Origin of the sequence: Marinobacter antarcticus (assembly GCF_900142385.1) — a bacterium.
Taxonomy (GTDB): domain Bacteria; phylum Pseudomonadota; class Gammaproteobacteria; order Pseudomonadales; family Oleiphilaceae; genus Marinobacter; species Marinobacter antarcticus.
This window is the reverse complement of sequence record NZ_FRAQ01000001.1, coordinates 750432-775220: the sequence shown is the minus strand read 5'-3', so window position 1 is coordinate 775220 and position 24789 is coordinate 750432. Positions and strand designations below refer to the sequence as shown.

The window sequence follows — 24789 nt, the reverse complement described above, 5'->3', positions numbered from 1 at the left end:
TAACTCTGGACAAGAAATGCTCGCACTCACCAGTATATGGACAACCATACTGCTCGCCGCCGCCGTCGCACTGGGGCCGCTGGCCACCGATATGTATCTGCCGGCGTTGCCGCAGATCGGCAGTGATTTTGGCAGCGGTACCAGCCAGGTCCAGCTGACCCTGAGCCTGTATATGGTCGGCTTTGCCATCGCACAACTGGTGGTTGGCCCTCTGGCAGACCGGTTTGGTCGCAAGCCAATCATGATTGGCGGCTTTGTACTGTTTGCCCTGGCCAGCATTGGTTGCGCTCTTGCCAGCAATATCGAAACCCTGATCCTGTGCCGTTTTTTGCAGGCGCTGGGTGGCTCGGCAGGGCCGGTTCTGGGCAGGGCGGCTATCCGGGATATCTACACACCCCGGGAAGCAGCAAAAATCATGGCGCTTCTTGCCAGCATCATGGCCCTGGCGCCCGCAGTAGCGCCGACAATCGGCGGCCTGATGGTAGCCGGTCTGGGCTGGCATTCCATTTTCCTCGCGCTGGGCGGCTATGCCCTGATCATGGCGGTGGTGGTCACCTTCGGCATTCCGGAGCCGATGCGGCCGGAATACCGCCAGCCCCTGAAACTCTGCAGTCTGTTGCGGAACTATCGTGCCATAGGAACCGACATCAGCTTTCTCGGCTACACCCTGACCAACGCGCTGATATTCTCGGGGCTGTTTGCGTTTCTTTCCGGCTCCTCTTTCGTGCTGATCGATTTTCTCGAAGTACCACCGCAGCAGTTTGGCCTGTATTTCGCCGGCATCGTGGTTGGCTTCGTAGCCGGTAATCTTTCAGCGATCCGCCTTGGCAGCCGCCTGGTGCCGGATCAGATCCTTATTCGCGGGCTGGTCATTGCCGTTGCCGCTGGCAGCCTGATGGTTGCTCTGGCACTGGCGGAGGTCTTCAGTGTGTGGGCCGTCATCCTGCCTCAGGCACTGTTTATGGTCGGTACCGGCATGGTGCTGCCCCAGACCATGGCGGGCGCCATGGCCAACTTCCCGCGCATGGCCGGCTACGCCTCCTCACTGTTCGGCTTTGCCCAGATGGCCGTCGCAGCTGGCGCCGGCATGCTCGTGGGCTACCTGCATGACGGCACCTCACTGGTGATGGCCACTGTTATTGCCATCTGCGCCGTTTGCTCCCTCTCCAGCTACCTGCTACTGGTTCAGCGTCACCCCGCGCCCGGGTTCGAGCCGCACGCGGTATCCGGTCAGTAGCAGCATTTCAATATACCCCCGAGGGGTGCAAACTCATCCAAAATGAACTAAACAGAGTAAGCTGTTTCTCAACATTTCCGGATAGCTATTTCTATACAACGATAGCTGTTTCTGTACAACGAAAGGAGCAACCCATGAGCACAGTAACTCTCGACGGCAACCCCATTGAACTGAGCGGTAAGTTTCCACAGAATGGCGACACAGCACCCCCCTTCACAGTAACCAACAGCGGTCTGGAAGAAGTAACGCTCGACAGCTGGGCCGGGAAACGCAAAATCCTGAACATCATCCCCAGTATCGACACCGGCGTGTGCGCCGCATCCACCCGTAAATTCAACGAAAAAGCCGGCGGCCTGGACAACACCGTGGTACTGGTTATCTCCGCCGACCTGCCTTTCGCAGCGGCCCGCTTCTGCGGTGCAGAAGGCCTGGAAAACGTCATTACTCTTTCCACCTTCCGGAACTACAGCTTCCAGCAGGACTATGGCGTAGCCATTCAAGATGGCCCGCTGGCCGGACTTTGCGGCCGCGCCGTGGTGGTTCTGGATGAAGACAACAAAGTCATCCACAGCCAACTCGTCAACGAAATCAAAGACGAGCCAGACTACGACGCAGCGCTTAAAGTTCTCTAAATAGCGAACTTGAGACAAACCGGGGAAGTTATCACCCGGGTACGAAGCCTGTCGGGCCCCACCCGACAGGCCACCCCCGAACTCAGAAGACAAACCTGTTAAACTTCAGCACCCACATCCAGACCAAGGCACCACCCCAACCCGTGAGCAATACCTCCCAAAACGCCAGCCTCTCCCGCCAGCTCTACATAATGACCTGGCCCATGCTGTTTGGCGTGCTCTCGCTGATGACATTCCAGCTCGCTGACAGCGCCTTTATCGGCCAGCTTGGCCGGGATCCTCTGGCGGCGCTCGGCTTCACACTTCCCATGCAGCAGCTCATCATCGGACTGCAAGTGGGCCTCGGCATTGCCACTACAGCAATCATTTCGCGGACACTCGGTGTGGGCGACGAACTTCGGGCATTTCGCCTGGGCGGGCTGGTCATTGCCGTTGGCAGTGCACTGGTGTTCGTGCTCTGTGTGAGCTTGTGGCTTCTGCAAAGCCCTATCATGACCGCGCTCGGCGCAGAAGATACCCTGCTTCCCCTGGTGCGCAGCTACTGGGTGCCCTGGCTGTTCTCCGCATGGATCGGCGCATTTCTGTACTTCGGCTACAGCATCTGCCGCTCCCACGGCGACACAAAACTGCCCGGCTACATGATGGTGGCCACCAGCCTCGCCAACATTGCTCTGGATCCGCTGTATATCTTTGTTTTCGACTGGGGGCTCCCCGGCGCTGCGTGGGCGACCGTCACCTCCTTCGGAATCGGCTGCCTGTTTATTTACCCAAAGCTTCTGAAACGCGGCTGGGCCCGATTCGATCTTCGCGAGCTCGCTTTGGGCCGCGCTCTGAAACAGCTCAACAACATTATGGCCCCTGCCATGGTCAGCCAGCTCATGCCCCCAACCTCAGCCATGCTGGCAACCGCCATGGTCGCCGGCTACGGCTCGGCCGCCGTTGCCGCCTGGGGGCTCGGCACGCGCCTGGAGTTTTTCTCCATTGTGGTGGTGCTCGCACTGACCATGTCCATGCCGCCGATGATCGGGCGCATGCTGGGCGCCGGCGATATTGAACAAATCCGTAAACTGGTGCGGCTTGCGGTGCGCTTTGTGGTGGTCTGGCAACTGGCCATCGGTCTGATCTGGCTGACCGCTTCTGGCCTGGTGGCCGAATTGTTCACCAGCGATCGCGAGGTTCAGGACATTCTCGGGGGCTACCTGCTGCGGGTACCGCTCAGCTACAGTGGCCTGGGAGTGTGCATGCTGATGGTATCGATATGCAACGCACTTGGCCTGGCCATGAGGGCACTGCTGGTTTCAACGCTGCGGCTGTTTTTGTGCTTCCTGCCACTGCTGTGGCTGGGCAGCCAGTTCAACGGCATCTACGGCCTGATGAGCGGCGCCCTGGTTGGCAACCTGTTCGCCGGGATTATGGCATACAGTTCCTACCGCACTGGTATGAAGCAGCTCCGCACGGATGAGAGGGTTTCAGACAAAGCGTGAACGGAAACTATCCGGCATGGGCACCACTTTTTTCTGGTGGTAGTTGAAAAATACAAAGCCGTATTTTGCCAGAGCCACTGGCTGCCCGCTTTCTGCCTTGGTAACCCGAAATACAAAGTCCCCTCCGTATTTATTGAAGTCCATTAGCCCGACTTCGAAGCGCAGCATTTCCGGGAAAAACGACTCTGACTGATACATAGTCGCCAGATCGGTCACGATCACACCGGTCCCGTCGCTCCCCGCCTCCGGAATTCCGTAACTTACCAGAAACTGTGCTCGCGCCTCGGAAAGCATGGAGACCAGGGCATCGTTGCCCAGGTGATTGGCGCCGTTAATGTCTGTAATACGCACCCGCATGCGGGTTTCAAAGCAGAATACATCGCCGGGGAAGGAGAGTTCGATTCGGGCCACTTCAGATACCTGTCTGGCTTAGTGTCGGGGTGCGGAATCGGATGATACTGGTTTATGACTTGACCTGATTCATGACACAAATTAGTTTAACTGAAATTGCTTTGTGCGTAATCGTTTCACGCAAAGAGGTAAACATGCGATCACAGCCTTCGTCCGATGGCCTTATCTATCAATCCGGTTTCGGCAATGAGTTCAGCTCGGAAGCCTTGCCTGACGCGTTGCCGGTCGGGCAGAACTCGCCGCAGAAAGTCGCTTACGGCCTGTATACGGAATTGCTCTCGGGCACGGCGTTTACGGTTCCACGCGCCGAATCCAGGCGTACGTGGATGTATCGCATCAAGCCCTCTGCCACCCACCCCGAATACCATCGGTTGACCCAACAGATCACTGGTCAGGAACTTGGACCAATCAACCCCAACCGCCTGCGCTGGAATCCCTTTGACGTCCCGTCCGAACCCACCGACTTCCTGGCCGGCCTGACCACCCTTGCGGCGACTTCCCCAGCCGAGCAGGCCGACGGTGTCAGCGTGCATCTGTATCAGGCCAACGCATCCATGACACGGACGTTCTTCAATGCTGACGGTGAATGGCTGATCGTGCCGCAACAGGGCCGTTTGAAAATCATTACCGAGCTCGGCGTGCTGGCCATCGAACCAGAGGAAATCGCCGTGCTGCCCCGTGGTCTCAAGTTTCGCATCGAGTTGCTTGACGCCAGTGCCAGCGGTTACATCTGTGAGAACCACGGCTGTGCCCTGCGGTTGCCCGATTTAGGCCCGATTGGCAGCAACGGGCTGGCCAACCCGCGGGATTTCCTGACACCGGTCGCCTGCTACGAAAACCGTGACCAGCCCGAGGTTCTGGTGCAGAAGTTTCTCGGCGAGCTGTGGGCCACGGATCTCGATCACTCGCCCTTTGATGTCGTTGCGTGGCACGGCAATAACGTGCCGTACAAGTACGATCTACGCCGCTTCAACACCCTCGGCACGATCGGCTTTGACCACCCGGACCCTTCCATTTTCACGGTGCTGACCTCGCCCGGTACGGTTCATGGTCAGGCCAATGTCGATTTCGTGATCTTCCCTCCGCGCTGGATGGTGGCGGAGAACACCTTCCGTCCACCCTGGTTTCACCGCAACCGGATGACCGAGTTGATGGGGCTGATCAAGGGCACGTACGACGCCAAGGCCGAGGGCTTTGTTCCCGGTGGAGCTTCCCTGCACAACTGCATGAGCGCCCACGGTCCGGACAACGCCACCACCGAACAGGCCATCGCCGCCGACCTGGTGCCACACAAGATCGATCAGACCATGGCGTTCATGTTTGAAACTGGCAGCGTCTTGCGCGCCAGCCGCCATGCGCTCGACTGCCCACAACGACAGCGGGACTACGACGCCTGCTGGGCGGGTATGAACAAAACGTTCGACCAGGGGAGTCTCTGAACAATGACAGCGCAGCCGTACAAGAGTTGGGTCGATTCTGCCAACGACCATCCCGACTTCCCCATCCAAAACCTGCCGCTGGGCATTTTCAGTCGTCCCGGTCAAAAGCCACGGGGCGGCGTCGCCATCGGTGACCAGATTCTCGATCTGCAAGCCGCACTGGACGCGGGTTTGTTCGTCGGTGACGCCGCCGTCGCGGCGGAAGCCGCCAGCCGGGAGCAGTTAAACGATTTCTTCGCGCTTGGCGCCTCCGGCCGCAAAGCATTGCGAACAGCGCTGTTACATTTGCTGGATGAACACAGCGAACAGCAAGCGACCATGCGGGCGCTCGGCGAGGCGTTACTGGTGCCGATGACTAGCTGTGAATTGCACCTGCCGGCACACGTAGGCGACTACACCGACTTCTACGTAGGCATTCATCACGCCCAGAACATCGGCAAATTGTTCCGTCCGGACAATCCATTGCTGCCGAACTACAAGCACGTGCCTATTGGTTACCACGGCCGCTCCTCGACGCTCTGCATCTCCGGTACACCCGTGCGTCGACCCAACGGCCAGACCTTGCCAGCGGGCCAGGAGACGCCCAGCTTTGGCCCCAGTAAACGGCTGGATTACGAACTGGAGCTGGGTATCTGGCTTGGACCGGGCAATAACATGGGCGAGTCCATCGCCATTGGTGAGGCCAGCAACCATATAGCTGGTTTCTGTCTGCTGAACGACTGGTCGGCCCGTGACGTCCAGGCCTGGGAATACCAGCCCCTCGGCCCCTTTCTGGCAAAGAACTTTGCCAGCAGCGTATCCCCATGGGTGATCACGCCGGAAGCGCTAGAGCCGTTCCGAAAACCCCAGCCTGCACGACCAGAGGGTGATCCACAGCCACTGTCTTACCTGCTTGACGATGCCGATCAGGCGGCTGGCGCCTTCGATATCGAACTCGAGGTGTTGCTGCTCACTGAAGCCATGCGCGAACAGGGCTTGCCACCCCAGCGGCTGGCGTTGAGCAATACGCTGAACATGTACTGGACTGTGGCCCAGATGGTCGCACATCACAGCGTTGGCGGCTGCAAGCTGCAACCCGGCGACCTGTTCGGTTCCGGGACCCTGTCCGGTCCGGACCCCGATGCGGTCGGCAGCCTGTTGGAAAGCACAAACGGGGGCAAACAGCCGCTCACCCTGGCCAGTGGCGAGCAGCGCACTTTTCTGGAGGACGGCGATGAAGTCATCCTGCGGGCGCGCTGTCGGCGTGATGGCTATCCGACTATTGGGTTTGGAGAATGCCGGGGTAAGGTGCAGCCCGCGCATTAGTCAGTGTCTGCGCATAGTAGCGTCGTCAGAACATCATCGCTGGCAACCATAGGGAAAGAGCCGGTACGGCGACCAGAATCACGAGCCGGATGACGTCCGCGATAATGAAAGGCAGGATGCCTCGCACGACCATTCGCTGTGTCAACCCAGGTTGTGTGGCCTGCACGACGAACAGATTCATACCAATGGGCGGCGTAATCAGTCCGATTTCTGCGACAGTAACCACAAGAATGCCAAACCAGACCATGTCGAAACCCAGCGATGTGGCGACCGGCGCCAGGAACGGCACAGTCAGAAGAATCATGGACATGGCGTCCATGAAACAGCCCAGCACAATATAGAACAGCAGGATCAGTATGAGGGCCATTGTCGGCCCCATGCCGCTGCTCTCAATTCCGGCGATCAGCGCACTGGGCAGGCCTGTTGTTTCCAGGAAATAGTTGAATAACGAGGCGCCGATCAGGATGAAAAAAATCATGCCGGTCAGCCCTGCCGTCTCCCGAACGGATTCCCAAAGAGTGCTCCAGTTCAACTCCCCGGAAATCAGCGCCAGAATGAAAGCCCCCACGGCACCAACCGCTGCGGCCTCCGTCGGTGAAAACCAACCCAGGTAGATGCCACCGATGACCAGTGAGAACAGCAGCAATACCCCCCAAACCCGCCGGAGACTTGCCAGCCGTTTGCTCCATCCCGTTTTGGCTGCTGATGGCGCCAGTTCGGGTTTCATTCGCACCCGGACAACAATGGCCAGACCATATAGAACAGCACCGAGAATGCCGGGCAAAATAGCCCCGATGAAAAGCTGCCCAATGGATGTCTGGGTAAGAATGCCGTAGATCACCAGCAGGATAGAAGGCGGTATCAGCACACCGAGGGTGCCGCCAGCTGCGATGGACGCTGAAGACAGCGACCCGTCATAACCGTGCTTGTCCATCTCGGGTATTGCAACACGACCCATGGTGGCAACGGTTGCAAGCGACGAACCACAGATGGCACCAAAGAGAGCACAGGCACCCACGGCGGTAACCGCCAGGCCGCCCCGGATATGGCCGAGAAAGCTGTTGACCATCTCGAACAATGAGCGCGACAAACCGGCTCGCGCCGCAAAGACTCCCATCATGACGAACAACGGCACGACACTGAGGGAATAGGGGAAAATGGCTTCGAAGGGGGACGAGCCCAGAATAAATCCGGCACCGGCTAAACCGTTCAGCGACCAAAAGCCAACGACGCCTACAAGAGCCATGGCAACCGCAACAGGAAAACCGAAAGCAATGAGAAACAGCGTAGCTCCGAAACCGATAAAGCCCATGGTGGCTGGTGTCATTCCGGTGTCTCCTGCCGAGGTGTCGGAATGATGGCCAACGCAGCGGCGACGATGGACAGCGCAACGCCGTACAGCAGCGGAATCCAGAAGTAGAAGATCGGGATACCCAACTGCTGAGAGCGGTCACCGAACATCAGTTTTTGCTGGAAGGTTTCGTAGCAATAGTTAAACATCAATGTCAGCAGCGCGATCGCGACAAGCCCTGCCATAGTCCGGAGCAGCGTTTCGAGCGCCCGGGGAAAGGACTCGACCAAAAGGTCGACGCCAACGTGGGCGCCCGTTAAAAACGCGTAGGGGATAACAAGCCAGGCACCACCCAAGACGCACAACTGCACAAGATCAATCACGCCGGGAATTGGCATGCCAATTTGGCGGCCGATGACGTCTCCCACAGTAAACAGCGCAGCGGCGGCATAGGCTGCCACGCCAGTTCCAGCCGATACGATGACCAGCACGCGCAGTATCTGGAGTACATATTTCATAAAACTATTGCCAACGCCGGGGTCGTCCTATTGTCGTTTTTCGGCGAGCAATTCAGCCATACGCTCGTAAATCTCACGGGCATTTTCGACGCCCTGCTCTGTGGTCTGCTCGATGTAGGCATCAATAGTTGGTTGCAACGTTTCGCGCCAACGCTTGCGCTCAGCGTCAGTCAGTTCCGTGATGACGTGATTCGCTTCCACGGCTTCCTTACGGCCAGCCGCATCCCACTTGTCCCACCAGTCACCGAACTTGGCAACCAGCGAAGCGCCCGAGGCATCGTCTATGCAGGTCTGTACATTGGCGGGCAACGAATCGTATTTACTCTGGTTCATCACAAAGAAGAACGGCACGGTATAAAAGCCGGCATCCAGGTGGTACTTCAGCACTTCGTTCAGACCAAAGGATTTCACCGGGTCCCATGGAAAGACCGTGCCATCAATGACATGCTTCTGAATATTCTCGTAAACCGCACCGGGAGGGAGCCCCTGGGGCGTTGCACCCAAGGCCGTCAGCGCCGCGGAAATGGCCGGACTGGGGGTTCTCAGACGAAGCCCTACCATATCTTCCATCGTTTCCACTTTCTTTTCGGAAGTGTGAATAAGGCCGCCATTGTGCGCGTGGAGCGCGAGCACCTTGAGATTCTGATATTCCGGTGCCAGGTACTCCGGATAGAGCTCCCATAACGTTTCGCTGGCATCACCGGCATCGCGAGTCAGAAAGGGCAGTTCTATTAAGGATGTGCGCGGGAATCGGCCCCGTGGAATGCCATGCAGCCCGTGCGCAATATCAACAACGCCCGCGAGCACCTGCTCCTGCTGCTTGGCGACGTTGCCGAGTTGGGTGCCGCCTGGGTAGATCTCAAACTGTACTTCTCCACCGGTACACTGGGTAACCTGCTTCGTCCAGGGCACGATAAAATCCGTATGGATACCGTGTACAGACGGCAGAAAGTGGCTGAGTTTAAGGGTAGTCTGCGCCGATGACGGGGCCGCCAAAAGCAATGAAACACTGGCAAGGACTGAGAGCTTGAGTACATTTTTCACGAGTTATTCTCCTTATTATTTTGCTTGTTAAATCGCCAAAAAAATCTTTCCTTCGTTGGCTCGGGAGCAACACGTCATCATTCGGCGGTTCTGTGCCCGTTCCGACGCGGTCAATACCTTGTCCCGATGATCAATATCGCCTGCGACCACCGCCACCTCACAGGTGCCACAGAGTCCTTCCTCGCAGTCACTGGGAATATCAGCACCTACCGCCCGCAGGGCCTGAAGCACAGTTTGATCCGGAGCGACGTGAACCGTCAGCTCGGAATCTGTCAGCACCACGTCGAAACCGATTTCCCGGGTAGGGTCCAGAACCGCGCCGGTGGCGGTAAAATGTTCGATGTGGAGTGTCTCCGGGTGATCGGATGTAACGTCTTCGAGCGCATCCAGTAACCGCTCCGGACCACAAGCATAGATCTGCGCTGCGTTACCTTTACGAACCACAGAGGATAGCGTTAACCGTCGATTCTCGTTGGCAGGGTATAGGTGTAACCGGTCGCCGTGGTCACGCTCCAGGCGGCTCAAAAATGCCATGGTTTCCCTGGCCCGGCCGCAGTAATGGATAGTGTAGTCTTTGCCTAAGTGCTTGAGGCGGTCGGCCATCGCAATGATCGGTGTGATACCGATTCCACCGGCGATCAGTAGATAGGAGTCTGCCGTTTCATCCAGGCGAAAGTGATTCTTCAGGCCTCGAATTTTAATCAGCGAGCCTGCTTTAACGGTCTCGTGGATAAAGGCGGAACCCCCGCGTCCAGCGGCTTCCTTCAGAACTGAAACCTGCAGACGGTAAGGGTCTTCCGGATCGCCACACAACGAATATTTACGCGCAAAATCACCGACAACGACATCGATATGAGCGCCCGGGCTCCATCGCGGCAGCATACGGCCGCGCGGATCTTCCAGCACCAACCGGATCACGCCCTCAGCCTCGACCACCACATCGGCTACCCGGACCGGACGTGCCGCATCATTTGGCGTCGGTGCACCAATGGTGAATGTATGGACGCGATTGAGTATATCCGGATCGCGCCGCTCAGGGTTCTGGCGTTGATCCCAGCGAACCCATAGGTGTTCCGGGCCACGGAACGAGGTATTGGGCACGAATGTGAAGGTCTGATCCGGCACCAGTTCGAGTTGTGGCAATCGACGGGTGAACGCCTCGAGGAAGATTCGCATTTCCATCCGCGCCAGATTCTTGCCCATGCATTGGTGGGCGCCATAACCAAATGTCAGGTGGTCTGTGGTGTTGTCCCGATAGATATCCAGATCGTCGGGATTCTCGAAGTGACGATCGTCGTGGTTAGCCGATGCGCTGATGATCAGCAGTTTGGAGCCTTTCGGAATCTCCGTATCGCCAATGCGGGTATCGGCAGTGGCGATACGTCGCCAGGCTGCAACCGAGCCCGAATAGCGCAGGCATTCTTCCACTGCATTGGGGATCAGGGCTGGGTTGCCACAAATGTCGTCCCATACTTCGCGGTTTTCCAGAAGCAGCCGGAACATGTTGGCCGAGGCGTGGGCTGTCGTTTCATGCGCAGCGACAATGCCAGCCATCATCATGGAGTGAAGATAGGAGTCAGTAACGATGTCTGGCAGTTCCTTCTGCATCCGGATGGCGTATTTCATCCATCCATGCCCTGACGGGTCCTGGCGCATTTTCTCCAGCACCTTACCGGCATACTGCCAAAATTTTCCGACCGCTTCCGCGACTGCGACCTGCTCTTCTTTTGACGGACGTCCCCACGTGTTTACGGTATGGGCGATGGAATATTCGCGTAAGGTGTCCATGTCTTCTTCGGGAATGCCCAAAAAATGCAGAGCGACCGTCAAAGGGATTTCCCACAGCATCTCGTCGACGAGATCGGCCTCGCCTTTATCGATAATCCGGTCCAGATATTCCTGCGTCAGACTTTGGAGCATCGGCTCGTGGTGCTTTAGCTCATCGAGTGTGAACGATTCCATAAGCGCACGCCGACGCTCCATGTGGGCCGGTTCGTCCTCATTAACCAGCGTCCGGTTCATTGCGTAATTGTAGCGCTTGAGCGTGTCCTGCGCCTCTTGTGACACCGGTGTGATTTTTTCCAGCGCGATGGCCGGCGAGAACACCTGGTTGTCGCGGAATATCTCTTTTACATCCGCATAGCGGCTCACCACCCAATACCCGAGTTTCGGGCTGTAGAACACAGGTTCCTGGTCCCGTGACCAGCGAAGGGCTTCCGGCGGATCGAGCTGGTAGGCGCTCTCGAAAGGGTCGAAATCTGCCGCTTCAGGCGAGACAGGGCACCCATTTGGCGCTGTCATGAAGCCACTCATCGGACAATGTCCAGTTGGATGAGGGGGACTCGAGGAGGGGTGGTCCGCCATAACAACTCCCTTAAGGGTCAGCGAGGCATCGGGATTGGTTTCAGTGAGAACACACGTGTTTTAATCGTAAAAGCTAAGTTAAACCCGAACGATGGTCAAGCAATGACTATTTTTTGCACGTCGGTAAACTTTACGGCCATTTGACACACGCCTTATTTGGACTCAAGTTACATAATCAGTAAAAGCATTATGAATAGAGTCTTTGCAACCAGGCGGTGCACAGACGCTATCCTGAAACCTGGCAGGCACGATGGATCTCTACACTTACTACCGTTCCACTTCTTCCTATCGCGTACGCATTGCGCTGGAGTTGAAAGGGCTGGATTACCGCTCCATACCGGTCAATCTGATTGGTGGTGGCGGCGAGCACCTCCAGCCTGCATACCAGGCCCTCAATCCACAAGGACGGGTACCGGCATTGCAAGTGGAAAACGATCAGGTACTGATTCAATCGCCGGCGATCATCGAGTATCTGGAGGAGTGCTATCCGCAGACGCCACTTTTACCGGAGGGCCTTTTGGAGCGTGCCAGGCAGCGTAGTGTGGCGGCGCTGATCGGGTGTGATATTCACCCGTTGCATAATGTGTCGGTGCTGAACCGGTTACGTCAATTGCAACTCCCGGAGACAGAGGTCGATAATTGGATCAGGCACTGGATCGGCCTCGGCTTCGATGCTGTCGAGGCGCTCATTGGTGACCAAGGCTTTTGTTTTGGCACGCCTGGGCTTGCGGATGTGTACCTGTTGCCACAAGTCTATGCAGCGCGGCGCTTCGCAATTGACCTTGACCGCTACCCGAGAATAGCGAGAGTTGAACGCCTGGCTCTTGAGCATCCGGCATTCCAGCGCGCGCACCCCGATGCTCAAGCGGACAAACCCGCTTGAGCGAATGAAGGAATCCTATATGAAAACCCTGGGTTTTAAACTGATCATTGGCTATTTCCTGGCTCGAAGTGTACGCGGCATCTCCTGCGCGCCACCATGGACTGTGCTCACTCGTTTACGTGCTTTCCATCCTTCCTGTTAAAGGAGCCAGACAATGGCTGATCTATTTGATAACCCCATGGGCCTGATGGGCTTTGAATTCATTGAGTTCGCGTCACCGACCCCAAATACCCTGGAGCCTCTCTTCGCGATGATGGGGTTCACCAAGGTGGCCAATCATCGTTCCAAGAACGTCTCGCTTTACCGCCAGGGTGAGATCAATCTGATCCTCAACAGCGAACCCGGGAGCGCGGCGTCCTACTATGCTGCGGAGCATGGGCCCTCGGCATGCGGCATGGCCTTCCGGGTCAAGAATGCCCATGACGCTTACGCCCGCGCACTGGAACTGGGAGCCCAGCCGATGGACATCCCCACCGGGCCGATGGAGTTGCGGCTGCCGGCAATCAAGGGCATCGGTGGAGCGCCGCTGTACCTGATTGACCGCTTCGGTGAGGGCTCATCAATCTACGATATCGACTTCACGTTCATTGAAGGCGTCGATCGCAATCCCAAGGGCACCGGCCTGAAAGTGATCGATCACCTGACCCACAACGTGTACCGGGGACGTATGGCCCACTGGGCGAACTTCTACGAGAAGCTGTTCAATTTCCGCGAGTTCAGGTACTTCGATATTAAAGGCGAATACACCGGGCTGACCTCCAAGGCCATGGCTGCGCCGGACGGTATGATCCGCATTCCGCTGAACGAGGAATCCTCACAAGGCGCTGGACAAATCGAAGAATTCCTCATGCAATTCAATGGTGAAGGCATTCAGCATGTGGCCTTCCTCACTGATGATCTGCTGAGCACCTGGGATGAGTTGAAAGCCCGGGGCATGCGGTTTATGACCCCACCTCCCACCACCTACTACGAAATGCTTGATGAGCGCCTACCTGAACACGGTGAGCCGGTCAAAGACCTGCAGGCCCGTGGCATATTGCTGGACGGCAGCTCAACAGGCGGCGATCACCGCCTGTTGCTGCAGATTTTCTCGGAAGCCTTAATGGGGCCGGTATTTTTTGAGTTCATCCAGCGCAAAGGCGACGAAGGTTTCGGGGAGGGGAACTTCAAGGCATTGTTCGAATCGATCGAGCGTGATCAGGTCCGCCGTGGCGTGCTGAAAACGACGTAAGGTACGTTGTTATGAAACCGCCCTCTGCTTGGCAGAGGGTTCACCTCAAGATCTTGTCGCAAGAATCGGCTATCTTCACTTTTGGTCTTTTAGTGCTGGGTTCAGCCTTTGCGCGCCAGGTTTGGCTTGCGCGCTGGATGTAAAGGCAAGCGGAGGTTACGGCTTTGAATAATGGAAACTCTATGGATATTCGCCCTGCGGCCACCCTGGCGCTGGTTCGGGATGCCGGCGATGGCATTGAAATATTGCTGTTGCAACGCACCTGGGAAGCGGTGTTTTTACCCGGCTATTACGTGTTCCCCGGCGGCGCAGTAGACCAGCAGGAATCCCGAGGACGCAAGCATGTTGCTGGCCCCGAAGACACTGAAATCAGCCACACCATGAGCCTGAGCGACGGCGGCACGGATTATATGCTGGCCGCTGTCCGTGAGTGTTTTGAAGAAGCCGGCGTATTGGTGGCGGTCGACGCAGACCGTCGTATAGTCAGCGGAGATCACGCCGCCCATGAAGACCGTATGGCGGTGTTCAGAGGAGAATTGTCCCTCGCCGAATTGTGTCAGCGGCACAAGCTGACGATCCCCCTGGACAAGCTCGCCTACCTCAGCCACTGGATTACCCCGCCCGGCCCTCCTCGGCGCTTTGATACCCGGTTCTTTGTGACTTCGGCACCAGAGAACCAGTGCGTGAGCCATGATGGTGAGGAAACCATCAGCCACGTCTGGGTCAGCCCGGCACAGGCATTGGAAGAACATCGTGCCGGCCAGCGGTTAATGACCCTGCCCACCATTAGAACCCTGCGGGTTCTGAGGGACTTTGACACCGTCGAAACCCTGATGCGCTATGCTTGGGCGAACCCACCTGAACCCTTCCCAAGTGAGCCATGGCCTGCCATCCGGCGCGGAAATCCGGTGATTCTTGAACCCGGTGCGCCAGCCTATGATGAGGCCGCCAAACTGGATCCGGAGGGTGCAGGCACCACAAAATCGGAGATTACTCCCGGTGAGCCAGTTGAGATCGCTGCAGGTGTGATTCGCCTTACGGCGCCCAACCCCGGCGTGATGACTGGTCCAGGCACCAATACCTATATTCTGGGACACAAGCGCTTTACGGTGCTGGATCCTGGCCCCGACCATGCCGGGCACATTGAGCGTATTCTGGAAGTGACTGGAGGGCAGATTGATTCCGTAGTGGTCACTCATACCCACCTCGACCACTCTCCTGGCACCCGGGCGTTAAAGGAAAAAACCGGATGTCGGGTTTATGGTCGGCCTGCGCCCGAGGGTGCATCACAGGATCAGAAGTTTGCGCCCGACGAACAGCCTGAGCACGGCGACCTGATCAAAACCGATGCAGGTACGCTCAAGGTACTGCACACACCGGGGCACGCTTCCAATCACCTTTGTTTTCTGCTGAGAGATCAGAAGCTGTTGTTTTCGGGGGATCACATCATGCAGGGCTCAACCGTGGTCATAAACCCGCCCGACGGCGACATGAAAGCGTATCTGGAAGCACTCTACGATCTGTTGGCGGAGCCCGTACGTTACATTGCTCCGGCTCACGGATTTCTGATGGGCCACCCAGAAGCGATCATCGATTATCTCATTACCCACCGCCTGGCCCGGGAGCATAAAGTCGCAAGAGCTCTCGACAAGCTTTCGCCTGTGGGCCTGAAAGACCTGACCAGCCAGGCCTACGGCGATGTGCCAACGGCGATTCACGGCGTCGCCGCCCGATCAGCACTGGCTCACCTGCTGAAACTGGAAGCCGATGGCCGGGCCTTGCAGGAAGACGGGCTCTGGCGGGCTACGCCAACAACCTGAGAACGTCTGCCGGCAGGTATTGCATGCGCCTGCCGGTTTCTATTTTTTGGCGATAATGTACACCGCGTGCACTATGCCGGGGATATAGCCCAGAAGGGTCAGCACTATGTTGATCCAGAAGTGCTTCCCTATGCCCACCTGCAGAAACACGCCCAGCGGCGGTAACAAAATAGCAATAAGAATTCGCAAAAGATCCATATTGTTTACTCCCTCTGTCGGCTATAACTGACATGCTTGCGCAACTGTTCTCTGCAAGCTGATCAAGCCAGTAATTTTACGCAAATTCGCGTTAAGTTCATGGCAACACCATGAAAATGGCATTAAACCTTTGTTATTGCCATTTTCATGACTACCAGTCGACCTTTATCCTTGGGTCCTTGTTGCTGACCCGTGAGGAATCATGCTGTTTTCCAGGTTGCAGACGCCGACCGTTATCAAACCCTTTCTTTGCCTGATGATGCTGGCGATACCAGCCATAGCCATGGCAGATCCGCCCGCCAACAGAAAACAGGCGGCACCCGCCCGGGAGATTCTGCTGGCAGAACTGGCGGAAGACGAAAACGTTGAAGATGTGGAACACTCGGAGCCACGGCGGAAAGCCGGTAAGGCGCCTGCGCGCATGGCAGGCTCCTCGGCAGAAAACACAGCACCAAAACCGAAGCCCGTACCGAAGCCCAAAAAAGTAGCGCCCAATATTGACCTGAAAGACGTTGCGCCGGCACCAGCTCCGGAGCCACCTAAGGCTCCAGGCAGCCAAGAAAGTGCGCCCACCTCTGCGAGCGAGCCCAAGCAACAGCAAGCACCCGAAGCAGAGACTAAAGAGCCACGGCCTGCCAACAATCTGGTACTGCTTGGCAGTGAAGTTCTGCCTGGCACATCAACGCGCCTGGCCTGGTCGTCCGGCATCCAGATTGCCAGCCTCTCGCAGCCCACGCCAGTACTCGTGGTTAACGGAGCCAATGCCGGACCAACCCTGTGCCTGACAAGCACGATTCATGGCGATGAGCTTAACGGTATCGAAATTATCCGCCAGACCATGTACGACCTTGACCCGGAAAAGCTGAGCGGCAGCGTGGTGGGCATTCCCATTGTGAACCTGTCCGGCTTCGAGCAGGGCAGCCGTTATCTGCCGGATCGCCGCGACCTGAACCGGCACTTTCCCGGCAGCACAAATGGCAGCCTGGCGGATCGAATTGCCCACTCGCTTTTCGAGAACATTATTCGGCACTGCGACATGCTGGTGGATATCCACACCGGCTCACTGAAGCGAACCAACCTGCCACAGCTTCGTGCCGATATGAACAACCCCACGGTTGCAGAGTTTACCCGGGGTTTTGACCGCATGGCCGTGGTGCACAGCAGTGGGTCGCCGGGCATGCTTCGCACCGCAGCAGTCAATGCAGGCATTCGTGCGGTAACATTGGAGGCCGGCGAGTCCCATCGCATTCAGGAGCACCAGATTGATGCTGGAGTAAACAGCCTGGCCAGCCTGATGGAAAAGCAGCGAATGATTTCCCGTATGTTTGTATGGGGGGACCCGGAGCCGGTGTATTACGACTCGGCCTGGGTACGGGCAAACCACGGCGGCATTCTGTTCAGTAAAGTTGAACTGGGCGCGAAGGTTTCCAAGGGTCAGATTCTTGGCTATATCGCAGACCCGATCACCAACGCTCAGTACTCCATTCACTCCAGCAGCGATGGCCGCATAATCGGTATGGCTGTGGATCAGGTGGTCATGGCTGGTTTCGCGGCCTACCACATTGGTACACAGGCAAAAGTTCCGGGAGAATAGTATCCTATCGTTTTTACGCTTTCGCGAATGACCGACAGGAGCCGATGTGTCTTCAGGAAACAGTCCAGCCAGATCGCTCCCCCTTACCTACGCAGGCCTGGTTCTGACACCCCTGTTCTGGGCCGGCAATGCCGTTGTTGCGCGGGGCACGGTTGACAGTATACCGCCCCTCTCCATGGCGTTCTGGCGCTGGGTCATAGCACTCGCCATTCTGCTGCCGTTCGCTTGGCCCGGTATCTGGCGACACCGAGGGGTGATCCGTCAGCACCTGGGTTCCATGCTGATGCTCGCCACGTTCAGCGTCGGCGCTTTCAACTCACTGTTGTACGTTGCTGCAGTGACTACCACAGCGACCAACATCGCTCTGATCAATGCCACCATTCCGATTTTCGTGTCCCTGCTGGCCTGGATTATCCTGGGCGATCGCACCCGGCCGATTCAGGCATTGGGGATTGGGCTGGCAATATTTGGCATTCTCACCGTAGTGGCACGGGGGGATTTATCGGTACTCACCGGCCTGGAAGCCCAGCCGGGTGACCTGATCATGGTGGCCGCCGTGTTCAGTTGGGGCCTGTTTTCCGTGTTACTGAGGCGCCAGGCCGTCCCTCTCCCGGGGTTCACTTTCCTGAGCACCCAGATTCTGCTTGGCACCCTGGTTATCCTGCCGTTTTACCTCGGCGACCTGCTGTTCTTCTCGGGTGGCTTTAAGTTAACCCGGGAAACAGCTCTCCCGCTTGCGTACTTCGCAATCTTCCCCGGAATTCTGGCCTACAGTTTCTGGAATTACGCGGTCCACAGCATCGGGCCGTCGCGGGCGGCTATTTTTATCTACCTCACACCGGTTTTTGCCTCGATTCTGGCGGGCATTTTTCTTGGAGAATCATTGGGGCTGTTCCATATTATCGGCGGCGCGTTTATTCTCGCCGGGCTATTATTGGCCACCCGAGCAGGTCGACAAGTACCGGATTACAGTAAACTGTCCAGATAGACGCAATAAGGAGCCCATCATGCTCAAGACATCCACTTTCGCATCCCTTCATCGTGCGCTGGCGTCATCGCTGCTGGCTTTGGTTATTACGGCACTCGCTTCTGCTGCCAATGCCCAGAGCAGTGAACCTATCCAGGTTAAAAGCCCGGGCTCAGCCACAAGTTCAACCAGCACATCCGGTGAAAACTCTGGTCTTTGCGAGCGCCCGGAACAGTGGCTTTGGGCCGAGGCTTATCAAGAGGGTGACATGGCCTTCCACGGCGGCAAAGTTTGGAAAGCCATCGAAAAAACCGATGGCGATATGCCGGGGATGAACGAGCCATCGCGCTGGGAACTCGTCGACGATCACTGTTTTATGGTTGATCAGTAGCCTGCCGGTTGCCCGGTAATGCCGCTTCGATACGCTGTAACACATCGACCAGTACCGCCTTGGGGCAGCCGATGTTGAGCCGCATGAAACCACTGCCCTGTTCACCAAACGAGATGCCGGGATTCATACCCACGCCGGCGTCTTCCACAAAAAACCGTTTCAGGGCAGCATCATTCAGCCCCAGGCGCCGGCAATCCAGCCACATCAGATAAGTAGCTTCAGGTGCCTGAGTCTGAATTCCGGGCAAGCGGGCGTTGACCGTTTCCACCACAAAATCGCGATTCTTCTGTAAATACGCCATCAGATCATCCAGCCAGGGCGCACCATAGCGGTACCCGGCTTCAAATCCGGCAATGCTGAACGGGTTACACTGCGGTAGGTGCATGGACTCGAACACCGCTTTAATAGCACTGCGCTGTTCCCGGTCCGGTATCACCAGAGCGGATAATCCCAATCCGGGCATGTTAAAGCTCTTGCTCGGAGCAACCGCCGTTATCAGCGCATCGTCCGGCCCGGCGAGTGAGGCAAGTATCCGGTGTCGTGGCTTGTCGGCAAAGGTGAGGTCGCAGTGGATTTCATCGGAAATCACAGTTAGCTCATGGCGGCGGGCAATATCCAGCACAGCCTTGAGCTCTTGCTCCGTCCAGATACGCCCAACCGGGTTGTGGGGTGAACACAGCATCAGAAGCCTGGCATCCGGGCGCGCGGCGCAGGCCTCCAGGTGCTCCAGATCCATCCGGTATTGTCCGGTTTCATCGTCGCAAACAAGCGGGTTTTCAATAACCACCCGGCCGCTGAGTCGAACGGAGCTGAAGAACGGCGGATACACCGGCGGTTGCACAATCACGGCTTCGCCAGGGGCCGCATAGGCCATGCAGGCAGCGTGCAGGGAGGGCACAACTCCGGGTGCCATCAGTATCCACTCGCGTCGGATTTCCCAGCCATGTCGCTCACGAAACCAGTCCATTATTGACTGGAACAGACTGTCTGGAAACAGGGTATACCCATAAACCGGATGCGCGGCACGCTCTGAAAGTGCCCGGGTGACGGCTTCTGGCGCAGCAAAATCCATGTCAGCCACCCAGACCGGAATCACATCCTCGCGGCCGAACACCGCCCTGCGGGCATCAAACTTTACCGAGCAGGTATTTTCCCGGGCAAGGGGCTGATCAAAAGAGTCGGTCACAGGCGCACTCCACTATCGGCTAGCAATCGGGTAACACTGGTTATTATTGTGAGTGGGTCTTGCCGCCTCCGCAACCAGCCGGGCCTCCTTGATACACCCCGTCAACACACCGGCATTCTGCTTTGGTCGAACGAAATGCAATAATACTTGCCGAATTACCCGGTTACTTGCGAACCTAACGGTTTATCCGCGCAAACCTTCCCCGGCGCCTGTTGGAGTTTTCAATGATTGGTCAGATCCTGTCCACCCTGTTACCGGTGTTTCTCATTGCCGGCTGTGGCGCACTTTACGGGCGGTTTCGTACGCCGGATATACAGGGGCTGAACGTTCTGAACATGGAGCTGTTTGTCCCCATGCTGGTCTTTGCTGTGCTGGCCGACCAGCAGGCCCCATTACAAGAGTATGCCGGGCTCGCGTTGGCCGCGACGGTTGTTGTTCTGGGCTCGGGGATTGTTTTATATCCGCTGGCACGATTTCTCAACCTGAACATGAAAACCTTCCTGCCGCCGATGATGTTCAACAACTCGGGCAACATGGGTATCCCTCTGCTGGTTCTGGCATTCGGTGAGGCGGCCCTGCCCGCGGCCATCGTGTTGTTTATTGTGGAAATGCTGCTGCACTTTTCCGTGGGCCTGTACATGCTTGACCCACACACCTCGATTATACAGCGACTGAGACTTCCCATTGTGTTTGCCAGCATCGCGGGGCTGGCAGTGAATTTCGGCGGCGTACCCTTGCCAGACTGGCTGCTACAGACTCTGAACATGCTTGGTGAGGTCTGTATACCGCTTATGCTGTTTACCCTGGGCGTACGCATGCTGGACATCGACTTCAGCGACTGGAAACTGGGTATGCTCGGCGCTATCGCCTGCCCGGCCAGCGGTTTGCTGTTAGCCTGGCCGATGATCCTTATACTGGACTTGCCCAGCCTTCAGGTTGCAGCCCTCTGGGTATTCGCGGCCCTGCCTCCGGCGGTGCTCAATTATATGGTTGCAGAACAGTATCAGCAGGAGCCCCATAAAGTGGCTTCCCTCGTATTATTAAGTAATCTGGGCAGCCTCATTGTCATGCCGATTGTGCTCGGGCTGGTCTTCGCCGCAGGTTATCTTTAAGGAAAACATGAATGTCTGAAGCCGTCGCCGTTGTCCGCGCCTCCCGCCCCAACTTTCTGGTTCTTGCACCTCTGTGTGTCGGGCTGGGGGTTGCAGTGGCGTGGCAACAGGGCGAGGCACCGGCACTACTGGACACACTGCTGGTCTTTGTTGGTGCCCTACTGGCACATGCTTCGGTGAACCTGCTTAATGAGTACGAAGATTTTATATCCGGGCTGGATCTGATTACCTCACGTACACCGTTTTCCGGTGGCAGCGGAGCACTCCCAGAGGTTCCTGGCGCAGCAAAGCGTGTGCTGGTGGCAGCCATTGGCACCCTGGCGCTGGTTATCCTTATCGGCCTCTATTTTCTGTGGCAGCGGGGACTGCCCATGCTGGTTCTGGGAACCGCCGGCGTCATGCTAGTGCTTACCTATACCCGATGGATTACCCGCTCACCCCTGCTATGCCTGTTTGCTCCAGGCATCGGCTTCGGGCCGGTGATGATTCTGGGCACGCTGGTTGCACTTGGCACCAGGCTTGATGCCACTGCAATCACCGTATCCGTTATCAGCCTGCTTCTGGTGAGCGAGCTGCTGCTGATCAATCAGATACCGGATGTTGAAGCGGATCGCAAAATAGGTCGTCGTCATCTGGTCATCACCCTCGGCACCCGCGCGGCCGCCCGATTTGTGTCCGCCCTGTTTGTTTCAGGCTACGTTGTTCTTGTAACGAGCGTATTCGCCGGCTGGTTGCCATTGCCGTCTATAATGTCATTGGCAACCGCACCCTTCGCACTCTGGCTTGCCTGGAAGCTGCCGGGGGTTATTAATCAGCCGGCCGCGCTCAACGTGTTGTTGGGCGCCAACGTAGCCATTCTTCTGGCCACTCTGGCCCTGCTGATTGTCGGTCTGAGCCTCTAAGCTGCGGCAGCGGCAAATTTGTACTCGGGTGCTGCCCTTGCATGTGCTGTGACTTTGACCGATGGTTAAACCTGAAATTTTATGATTTCATCCACGATATGGAGGTCTGCCCATGAGTGTACTTTTCTTACTCATCAGTGCCCTGATTCTGATCTATCTGGGAGTTGGCGGCACTACCGCTGCGCTGGTGATGTCCATCGCAACCTTAGTCGGCCTGTTTCAGGATGAGTGGCACATTGCCAGTATTCTTTTTGGCGGTCTTTTTCTGGCACTGGCCCTGATTCTGGTTCTCCCCAGCGAACTGCGCCTCGACAAATTCAGCCGGCCGCTGCTGGGCTGGGTTCGCAGCCGTCTGCCCAAGCTCTCTGACACCGAAGCAGAAGCCCTTAAATCCGGCTCTGTGGACTGGGATGGCGAGCTGTTTTCCGGTAAGCCTCAATGGTCAAAGCTTCTGGATGCCAGGCCTGCTCACCTGACCAGTGAAGAGCAGGCCTTTCTCGATGGCCCGGTAGAAGAACTCTGCGCCATGCTGGATGACTGGAAGATTACCCACGAGCATTACGATCTGCCGGACAAAGCCTGGAAGTTTATCCGTGAAAACGGCTTTTTCGGCCTGGTGATCCCGAAAGAAGACGGCGGTATGGGCTTCTCCAACACAGCCCATTCAGAAATCGTGATGAAAATTTCCACCCGCAGCGTTTCTGCAGCCGTCACCGTGATGGTACCCAACTCCCTCGGCCCTGGTGAGTTGCTGATGCATTACGGCACTGACGAACAGAAACAGCACTACCTGCCCAAGCTTGCAGGGGGCGAGGAAATTCCCTGCTTTGCGCTGACCTCCCCGGTCGCTGGCTCAGATGCGGGCGCCATTCCGGACAAAGGCATTGTGTGCAAGGGCGAATGGAAAGGCGAAGAAGTGCTCGGCCTGAAAGTAACCTGGAACAAGCGCTATATTACCCTGGCCCCGGTCGCGACGCTGATCGGCCTGGCCATCAAGGTTTACGATCCGGAAAACCTGCTGGGCGAAAACGACAATATCGGCGTGACCTGTGTTCTGGTCCCCCGCGAAACCGAGGGCGTGCATGCGGGTGCGCGGCACCTGCCCATGAATACCGTGTTCATGAACGGGCCGACTTGGGGCAACGAGGTGTTCATCCCCATGGACCAGGTCATCGGCGGTCAGGAAATGCTCGGTAAAGGCTGGACCATGCTGCTGGAGTGCCTCTCCATTGGCCGCTCCATTTCATTGCCCGCACTGGGTACAGGTGCTGGCAAGGTTGCCAGCCTGGCGACCGGCTCCTACGCCTATACCCGGGAGCAGTTTGGCCGCTCCATCAGCCAGTTTGAAGGCGTACAGGAAGCTCTGGAACCCATCGCCGGCTATACCTACATGATGGATGCCGCGCGCCTGCTGACTTCCGGCATGCTTGATAGGGGCGTGCGGCCGGCGGTACCCTCAGCGCTGCTGAAATACCGCAATACTGACCTGATGCGGATAGTGATCAATCACGCCATGGATGTGGTGGCAGGCCGCGGTGTCATTACCGGCCCCCGCAACTTCATGGCGCGCGCCTATCAGGCTGTACCCATTGGCATTACGGTTGAAGGCGCAAACATTCTGACCCGCAGCCTGATGGTGTTCGGCCAAGGCGCCATTCGCTGCCATCCGTTTATTGTTGAAGAAATTGCAGCTGCCGGCATGGAGGACGAAGATCAGGCCGCGAAGAAATTCGACGGCATCTTTTACCGGCACCTGGCACACACCACGCGAAACGCTCTGCGGGCCCTGGTTCTGGGCCTGACCGGCGGGTTGCTGGAGTCTGTTCCCAGGCAGGGGGATATCAAATCATCGTACCGCCAGCTTGCCCGTTTCTCTGCAGGGTTTGCGTTGATGACTGATGTGACTCTGCTCTCGGTCGGCGGAGGTCTGAAAGCCAAACAACGCCTGTCCGGGCGTATGGCGGATAGCCTGGTGCAGCTGTATTACGCATCAGCGGTGATCAAACAGTGGCATGAAGAGGGCTACCCGGACGATCAGCGGCCGCTGGTAGACTGGTGTCTGCAAACCTGCCTGCGGGACCTGCAGCATTCGATGCGTGAGGCGATCATCAACTTCCCTGTACCTGCCCTGCGCTGGCCTCTGCGCCTGCTTGTGTTCCCACTGGGTGCGACCGGTCTTAACGGGCCGGATGACAAGCTGGGCACCCGCGTAGCCGCCAGCATTGTTGAGGACACCCCGCTGCGTCAGCGCATCAGCCGTGGTACATACACAACCATGGATCCCGACGATTCTCTTGGCCGGGTTCTGAATGCCTACAAACTGGCAAATGAAACCGCCGACATGCGCAGCCGCCTGCACGATGCCATCCGCAATCGTGATGAAGACGATCTGGACGGTATCGCACTGTTGATGGGCCATGAGCGCAAGCAGCTGGTGGACTGGGCCTGTGCCGAGGGCATTGTGAAAGCTGATGAGTGCGACAAGCTGCAGGAGGCACTTACGGCCCTTTACGACGTTATCCGTGTGGATGCGTTTGATGAGGAAGGCCTGAAGGCGTTGTCCCGGTGCGCCAAGGGTAAACGCAAAGTGGTGGAACGCCCGCCTCAGGACTAAGACTAACCGCAAGAGATCACGGGCCGGAAATCGGCCCGTGATCATTTCCAAATCATTGATTTTCCATCCCTTCATCCTTGCCGCCTCATGCCTTCGTCGAGCTGGCCCAACTTGACAAAATCGTGTTTCTTATCTTAACTCCATGGTGTTTTCGGTATATCGAAAT

At 57.2% G+C, this 24789-nt stretch carries 21 protein-coding genes; 14 read left to right on the top strand and 7 right to left on the bottom strand.

Annotation, left to right across the window (positions count from 1 at the left end):
• The first annotated feature begins 16 nt into the window (after nucleotides 1–16).
• From BUA49_RS03650 to BUA49_RS03640, 3 genes are all read left to right on the top strand, one after another.
• Nucleotides 17–1237, top strand: coding sequence for a Bcr/CflA family multidrug efflux MFS transporter (locus BUA49_RS03650; protein WP_072795599.1), 1221 nt, complete (start codon nucleotides 17–19; stop codon nucleotides 1235–1237).
• Between the two features lie 134 nt (nucleotides 1238–1371).
• Nucleotides 1372–1869 carry a thiol peroxidase gene (gene tpx / locus BUA49_RS03645; RefSeq protein WP_072795598.1) on the top strand — a complete coding sequence of 166 codons (498 nt, stop codon included), beginning with the start codon at nucleotides 1372–1374 and terminating at the stop codon, nucleotides 1867–1869.
• Between the two features lie 143 nt (nucleotides 1870–2012).
• Nucleotides 2013–3353 carry an MATE family efflux transporter gene (locus BUA49_RS03640; protein ID WP_228704392.1) on the top strand — a complete coding sequence of 447 codons (1341 nt, stop codon included), beginning with the start codon at nucleotides 2013–2015 and terminating at the stop codon, nucleotides 3351–3353.
• Here the strand turns inward: BUA49_RS03640 and BUA49_RS03635 are convergent.
• The gene (locus BUA49_RS03635) at nucleotides 3339–3764 is read right to left on the bottom strand and encodes a thioesterase family protein (protein WP_072795596.1); all 426 of its coding nucleotides are present in this window, start codon (nucleotides 3762–3764) and stop codon (nucleotides 3339–3341) included. The genes BUA49_RS03640 and BUA49_RS03635 overlap by 15 nt on opposite strands.
• Before the next feature lie 134 nt (nucleotides 3765–3898).
• On the opposite strand from BUA49_RS03635, the gene hmgA reads away from it, so the two are divergent.
• Nucleotides 3899–5203, top strand: coding sequence for a homogentisate 1,2-dioxygenase (gene hmgA, locus BUA49_RS03630; protein WP_072795594.1), 1305 nt, complete (start codon nucleotides 3899–3901; stop codon nucleotides 5201–5203).
• A 3-nt stretch (nucleotides 5204–5206) separates the two neighbouring features.
• On the top strand, nucleotides 5207–6508 hold the full coding sequence (gene fahA, locus BUA49_RS03625) for a fumarylacetoacetase (protein ID WP_072795592.1): 1302 nt from the start codon (nucleotides 5207–5209) through the stop codon (nucleotides 6506–6508).
• 25 nt (nucleotides 6509–6533) lie between these two features.
• On the opposite strand, the gene BUA49_RS03620 is transcribed toward fahA, so the two are convergent.
• From BUA49_RS03620 to BUA49_RS03605, 4 genes are read right to left on the bottom strand one after another with little or no spacing between them, the layout of a single operon-like run.
• A complete protein-coding gene (locus tag BUA49_RS03620; protein WP_072795590.1) occupies nucleotides 6534–7835 on the bottom strand; it encodes a TRAP transporter large permease in 1302 nt (433 codons plus the stop codon).
• The gene (locus BUA49_RS03615) at nucleotides 7832–8317 is read right to left on the bottom strand and encodes a TRAP transporter small permease (protein ID WP_072795588.1); all 486 of its coding nucleotides are present in this window, start codon (nucleotides 8315–8317) and stop codon (nucleotides 7832–7834) included. The genes BUA49_RS03620 and BUA49_RS03615 overlap by 4 nt, the downstream gene beginning before the upstream one ends.
• Nucleotides 8318–8344: 27 nt before the next feature.
• Entirely contained in the window at nucleotides 8345–9361 is a 1017-nt protein-coding gene (locus BUA49_RS03610) for a TRAP transporter substrate-binding protein (protein WP_072795586.1), read from the bottom strand.
• Nucleotides 9362–9388: 27 nt separating this feature from the next.
• A complete protein-coding gene (locus tag BUA49_RS03605) occupies nucleotides 9389–11662 on the bottom strand; it encodes a cytochrome P450/oxidoreductase (RefSeq protein WP_084063548.1) in 2274 nt (757 codons plus the stop codon).
• A 313-nt stretch (nucleotides 11663–11975) separates the two neighbouring features.
• Between BUA49_RS03605 and maiA the strand changes: the two genes are divergently transcribed.
• From maiA to BUA49_RS03590, 3 genes are all read left to right on the top strand, one after another.
• Nucleotides 11976–12608, top strand: a complete 633-nt coding sequence (gene maiA / locus BUA49_RS03600; protein ID WP_072795582.1) for a maleylacetoacetate isomerase — start codon at nucleotides 11976–11978, stop codon at nucleotides 12606–12608.
• 154 nt (nucleotides 12609–12762) lie between these two features.
• Nucleotides 12763–13839 carry a 4-hydroxyphenylpyruvate dioxygenase gene (gene hppD / locus BUA49_RS03595; RefSeq protein WP_072795580.1) on the top strand — a complete coding sequence of 359 codons (1077 nt, stop codon included), beginning with the start codon at nucleotides 12763–12765 and terminating at the stop codon, nucleotides 13837–13839.
• Between the two features lie 182 nt (nucleotides 13840–14021).
• Entirely contained in the window at nucleotides 14022–15659 is a 1638-nt protein-coding gene (locus BUA49_RS03590) for an MBL fold metallo-hydrolase (protein WP_072795579.1), read from the top strand.
• Nucleotides 15660–15698: 39 nt separating this feature from the next.
• Here the strand turns inward: BUA49_RS03590 and BUA49_RS03585 are convergent, their stop codons facing one another.
• Nucleotides 15699–15857: a YqaE/Pmp3 family membrane protein gene (locus BUA49_RS03585; protein WP_072795577.1), complete on the bottom strand. Its 159-nt coding sequence runs from the start codon at nucleotides 15855–15857 to the stop codon at nucleotides 15699–15701.
• Nucleotides 15858–16059: 202 nt separating this feature from the next.
• On the opposite strand from BUA49_RS03585, the gene BUA49_RS03580 reads away from it, so the two are divergent.
• Genes BUA49_RS03580 through BUA49_RS03570 form a run of 3 tightly spaced genes read left to right on the top strand, consistent with a single transcriptional unit; the run spans nucleotide 16060 to nucleotide 18809 of the window.
• Entirely contained in the window at nucleotides 16060–17451 is a 1392-nt protein-coding gene (locus tag BUA49_RS03580) for a succinylglutamate desuccinylase/aspartoacylase family protein (RefSeq protein WP_072795575.1), read from the top strand.
• A 46-nt stretch (nucleotides 17452–17497) separates the two neighbouring features.
• Nucleotides 17498–18439: a DMT family transporter gene (locus tag BUA49_RS03575; RefSeq protein ID WP_072795573.1), complete on the top strand. Its 942-nt coding sequence runs from the start codon at nucleotides 17498–17500 to the stop codon at nucleotides 18437–18439.
• A gap of 19 nt (nucleotides 18440–18458) precedes the next feature.
• Nucleotides 18459–18809, top strand: coding sequence for a hypothetical protein (locus BUA49_RS03570; RefSeq protein ID WP_072795571.1), 351 nt, complete (start codon nucleotides 18459–18461; stop codon nucleotides 18807–18809).
• Here the strand turns inward: BUA49_RS03570 and BUA49_RS03565 are convergent.
• On the bottom strand, nucleotides 18793–19995 hold the full coding sequence (locus tag BUA49_RS03565; RefSeq protein WP_072795569.1) for a MalY/PatB family protein: 1203 nt from the start codon (nucleotides 19993–19995) through the stop codon (nucleotides 18793–18795). The genes BUA49_RS03570 and BUA49_RS03565 overlap by 17 nt on opposite strands.
• Nucleotides 19996–20219: 224 nt before the next feature.
• On the opposite strand from BUA49_RS03565, the gene BUA49_RS03560 reads away from it, so the two are divergent.
• The 3 genes from BUA49_RS03560 (at nucleotide 20220) to BUA49_RS03550 (ending at nucleotide 24623) form a co-directional block, all read left to right on the top strand.
• Nucleotides 20220–21107, top strand: coding sequence for an AEC family transporter (locus tag BUA49_RS03560; protein ID WP_072795568.1), 888 nt, complete (start codon nucleotides 20220–20222; stop codon nucleotides 21105–21107).
• Nucleotides 21108–21118: 11 nt separating this feature from the next.
• Nucleotides 21119–22009 (top strand): prenyltransferase, encoded by an 891-nt coding sequence (locus BUA49_RS03555; protein WP_072795566.1) that lies wholly within the window; start codon nucleotides 21119–21121, stop codon nucleotides 22007–22009.
• 112 nt (nucleotides 22010–22121) lie between these two features.
• Complete coding sequence (locus BUA49_RS03550; protein WP_072795565.1) at nucleotides 22122–24623, top strand: acyl-CoA dehydrogenase; 2502 nt, start codon at nucleotides 22122–22124, stop codon at nucleotides 24621–24623.
• Nucleotides 24624–24789: the final 166 nt, after the last annotated feature.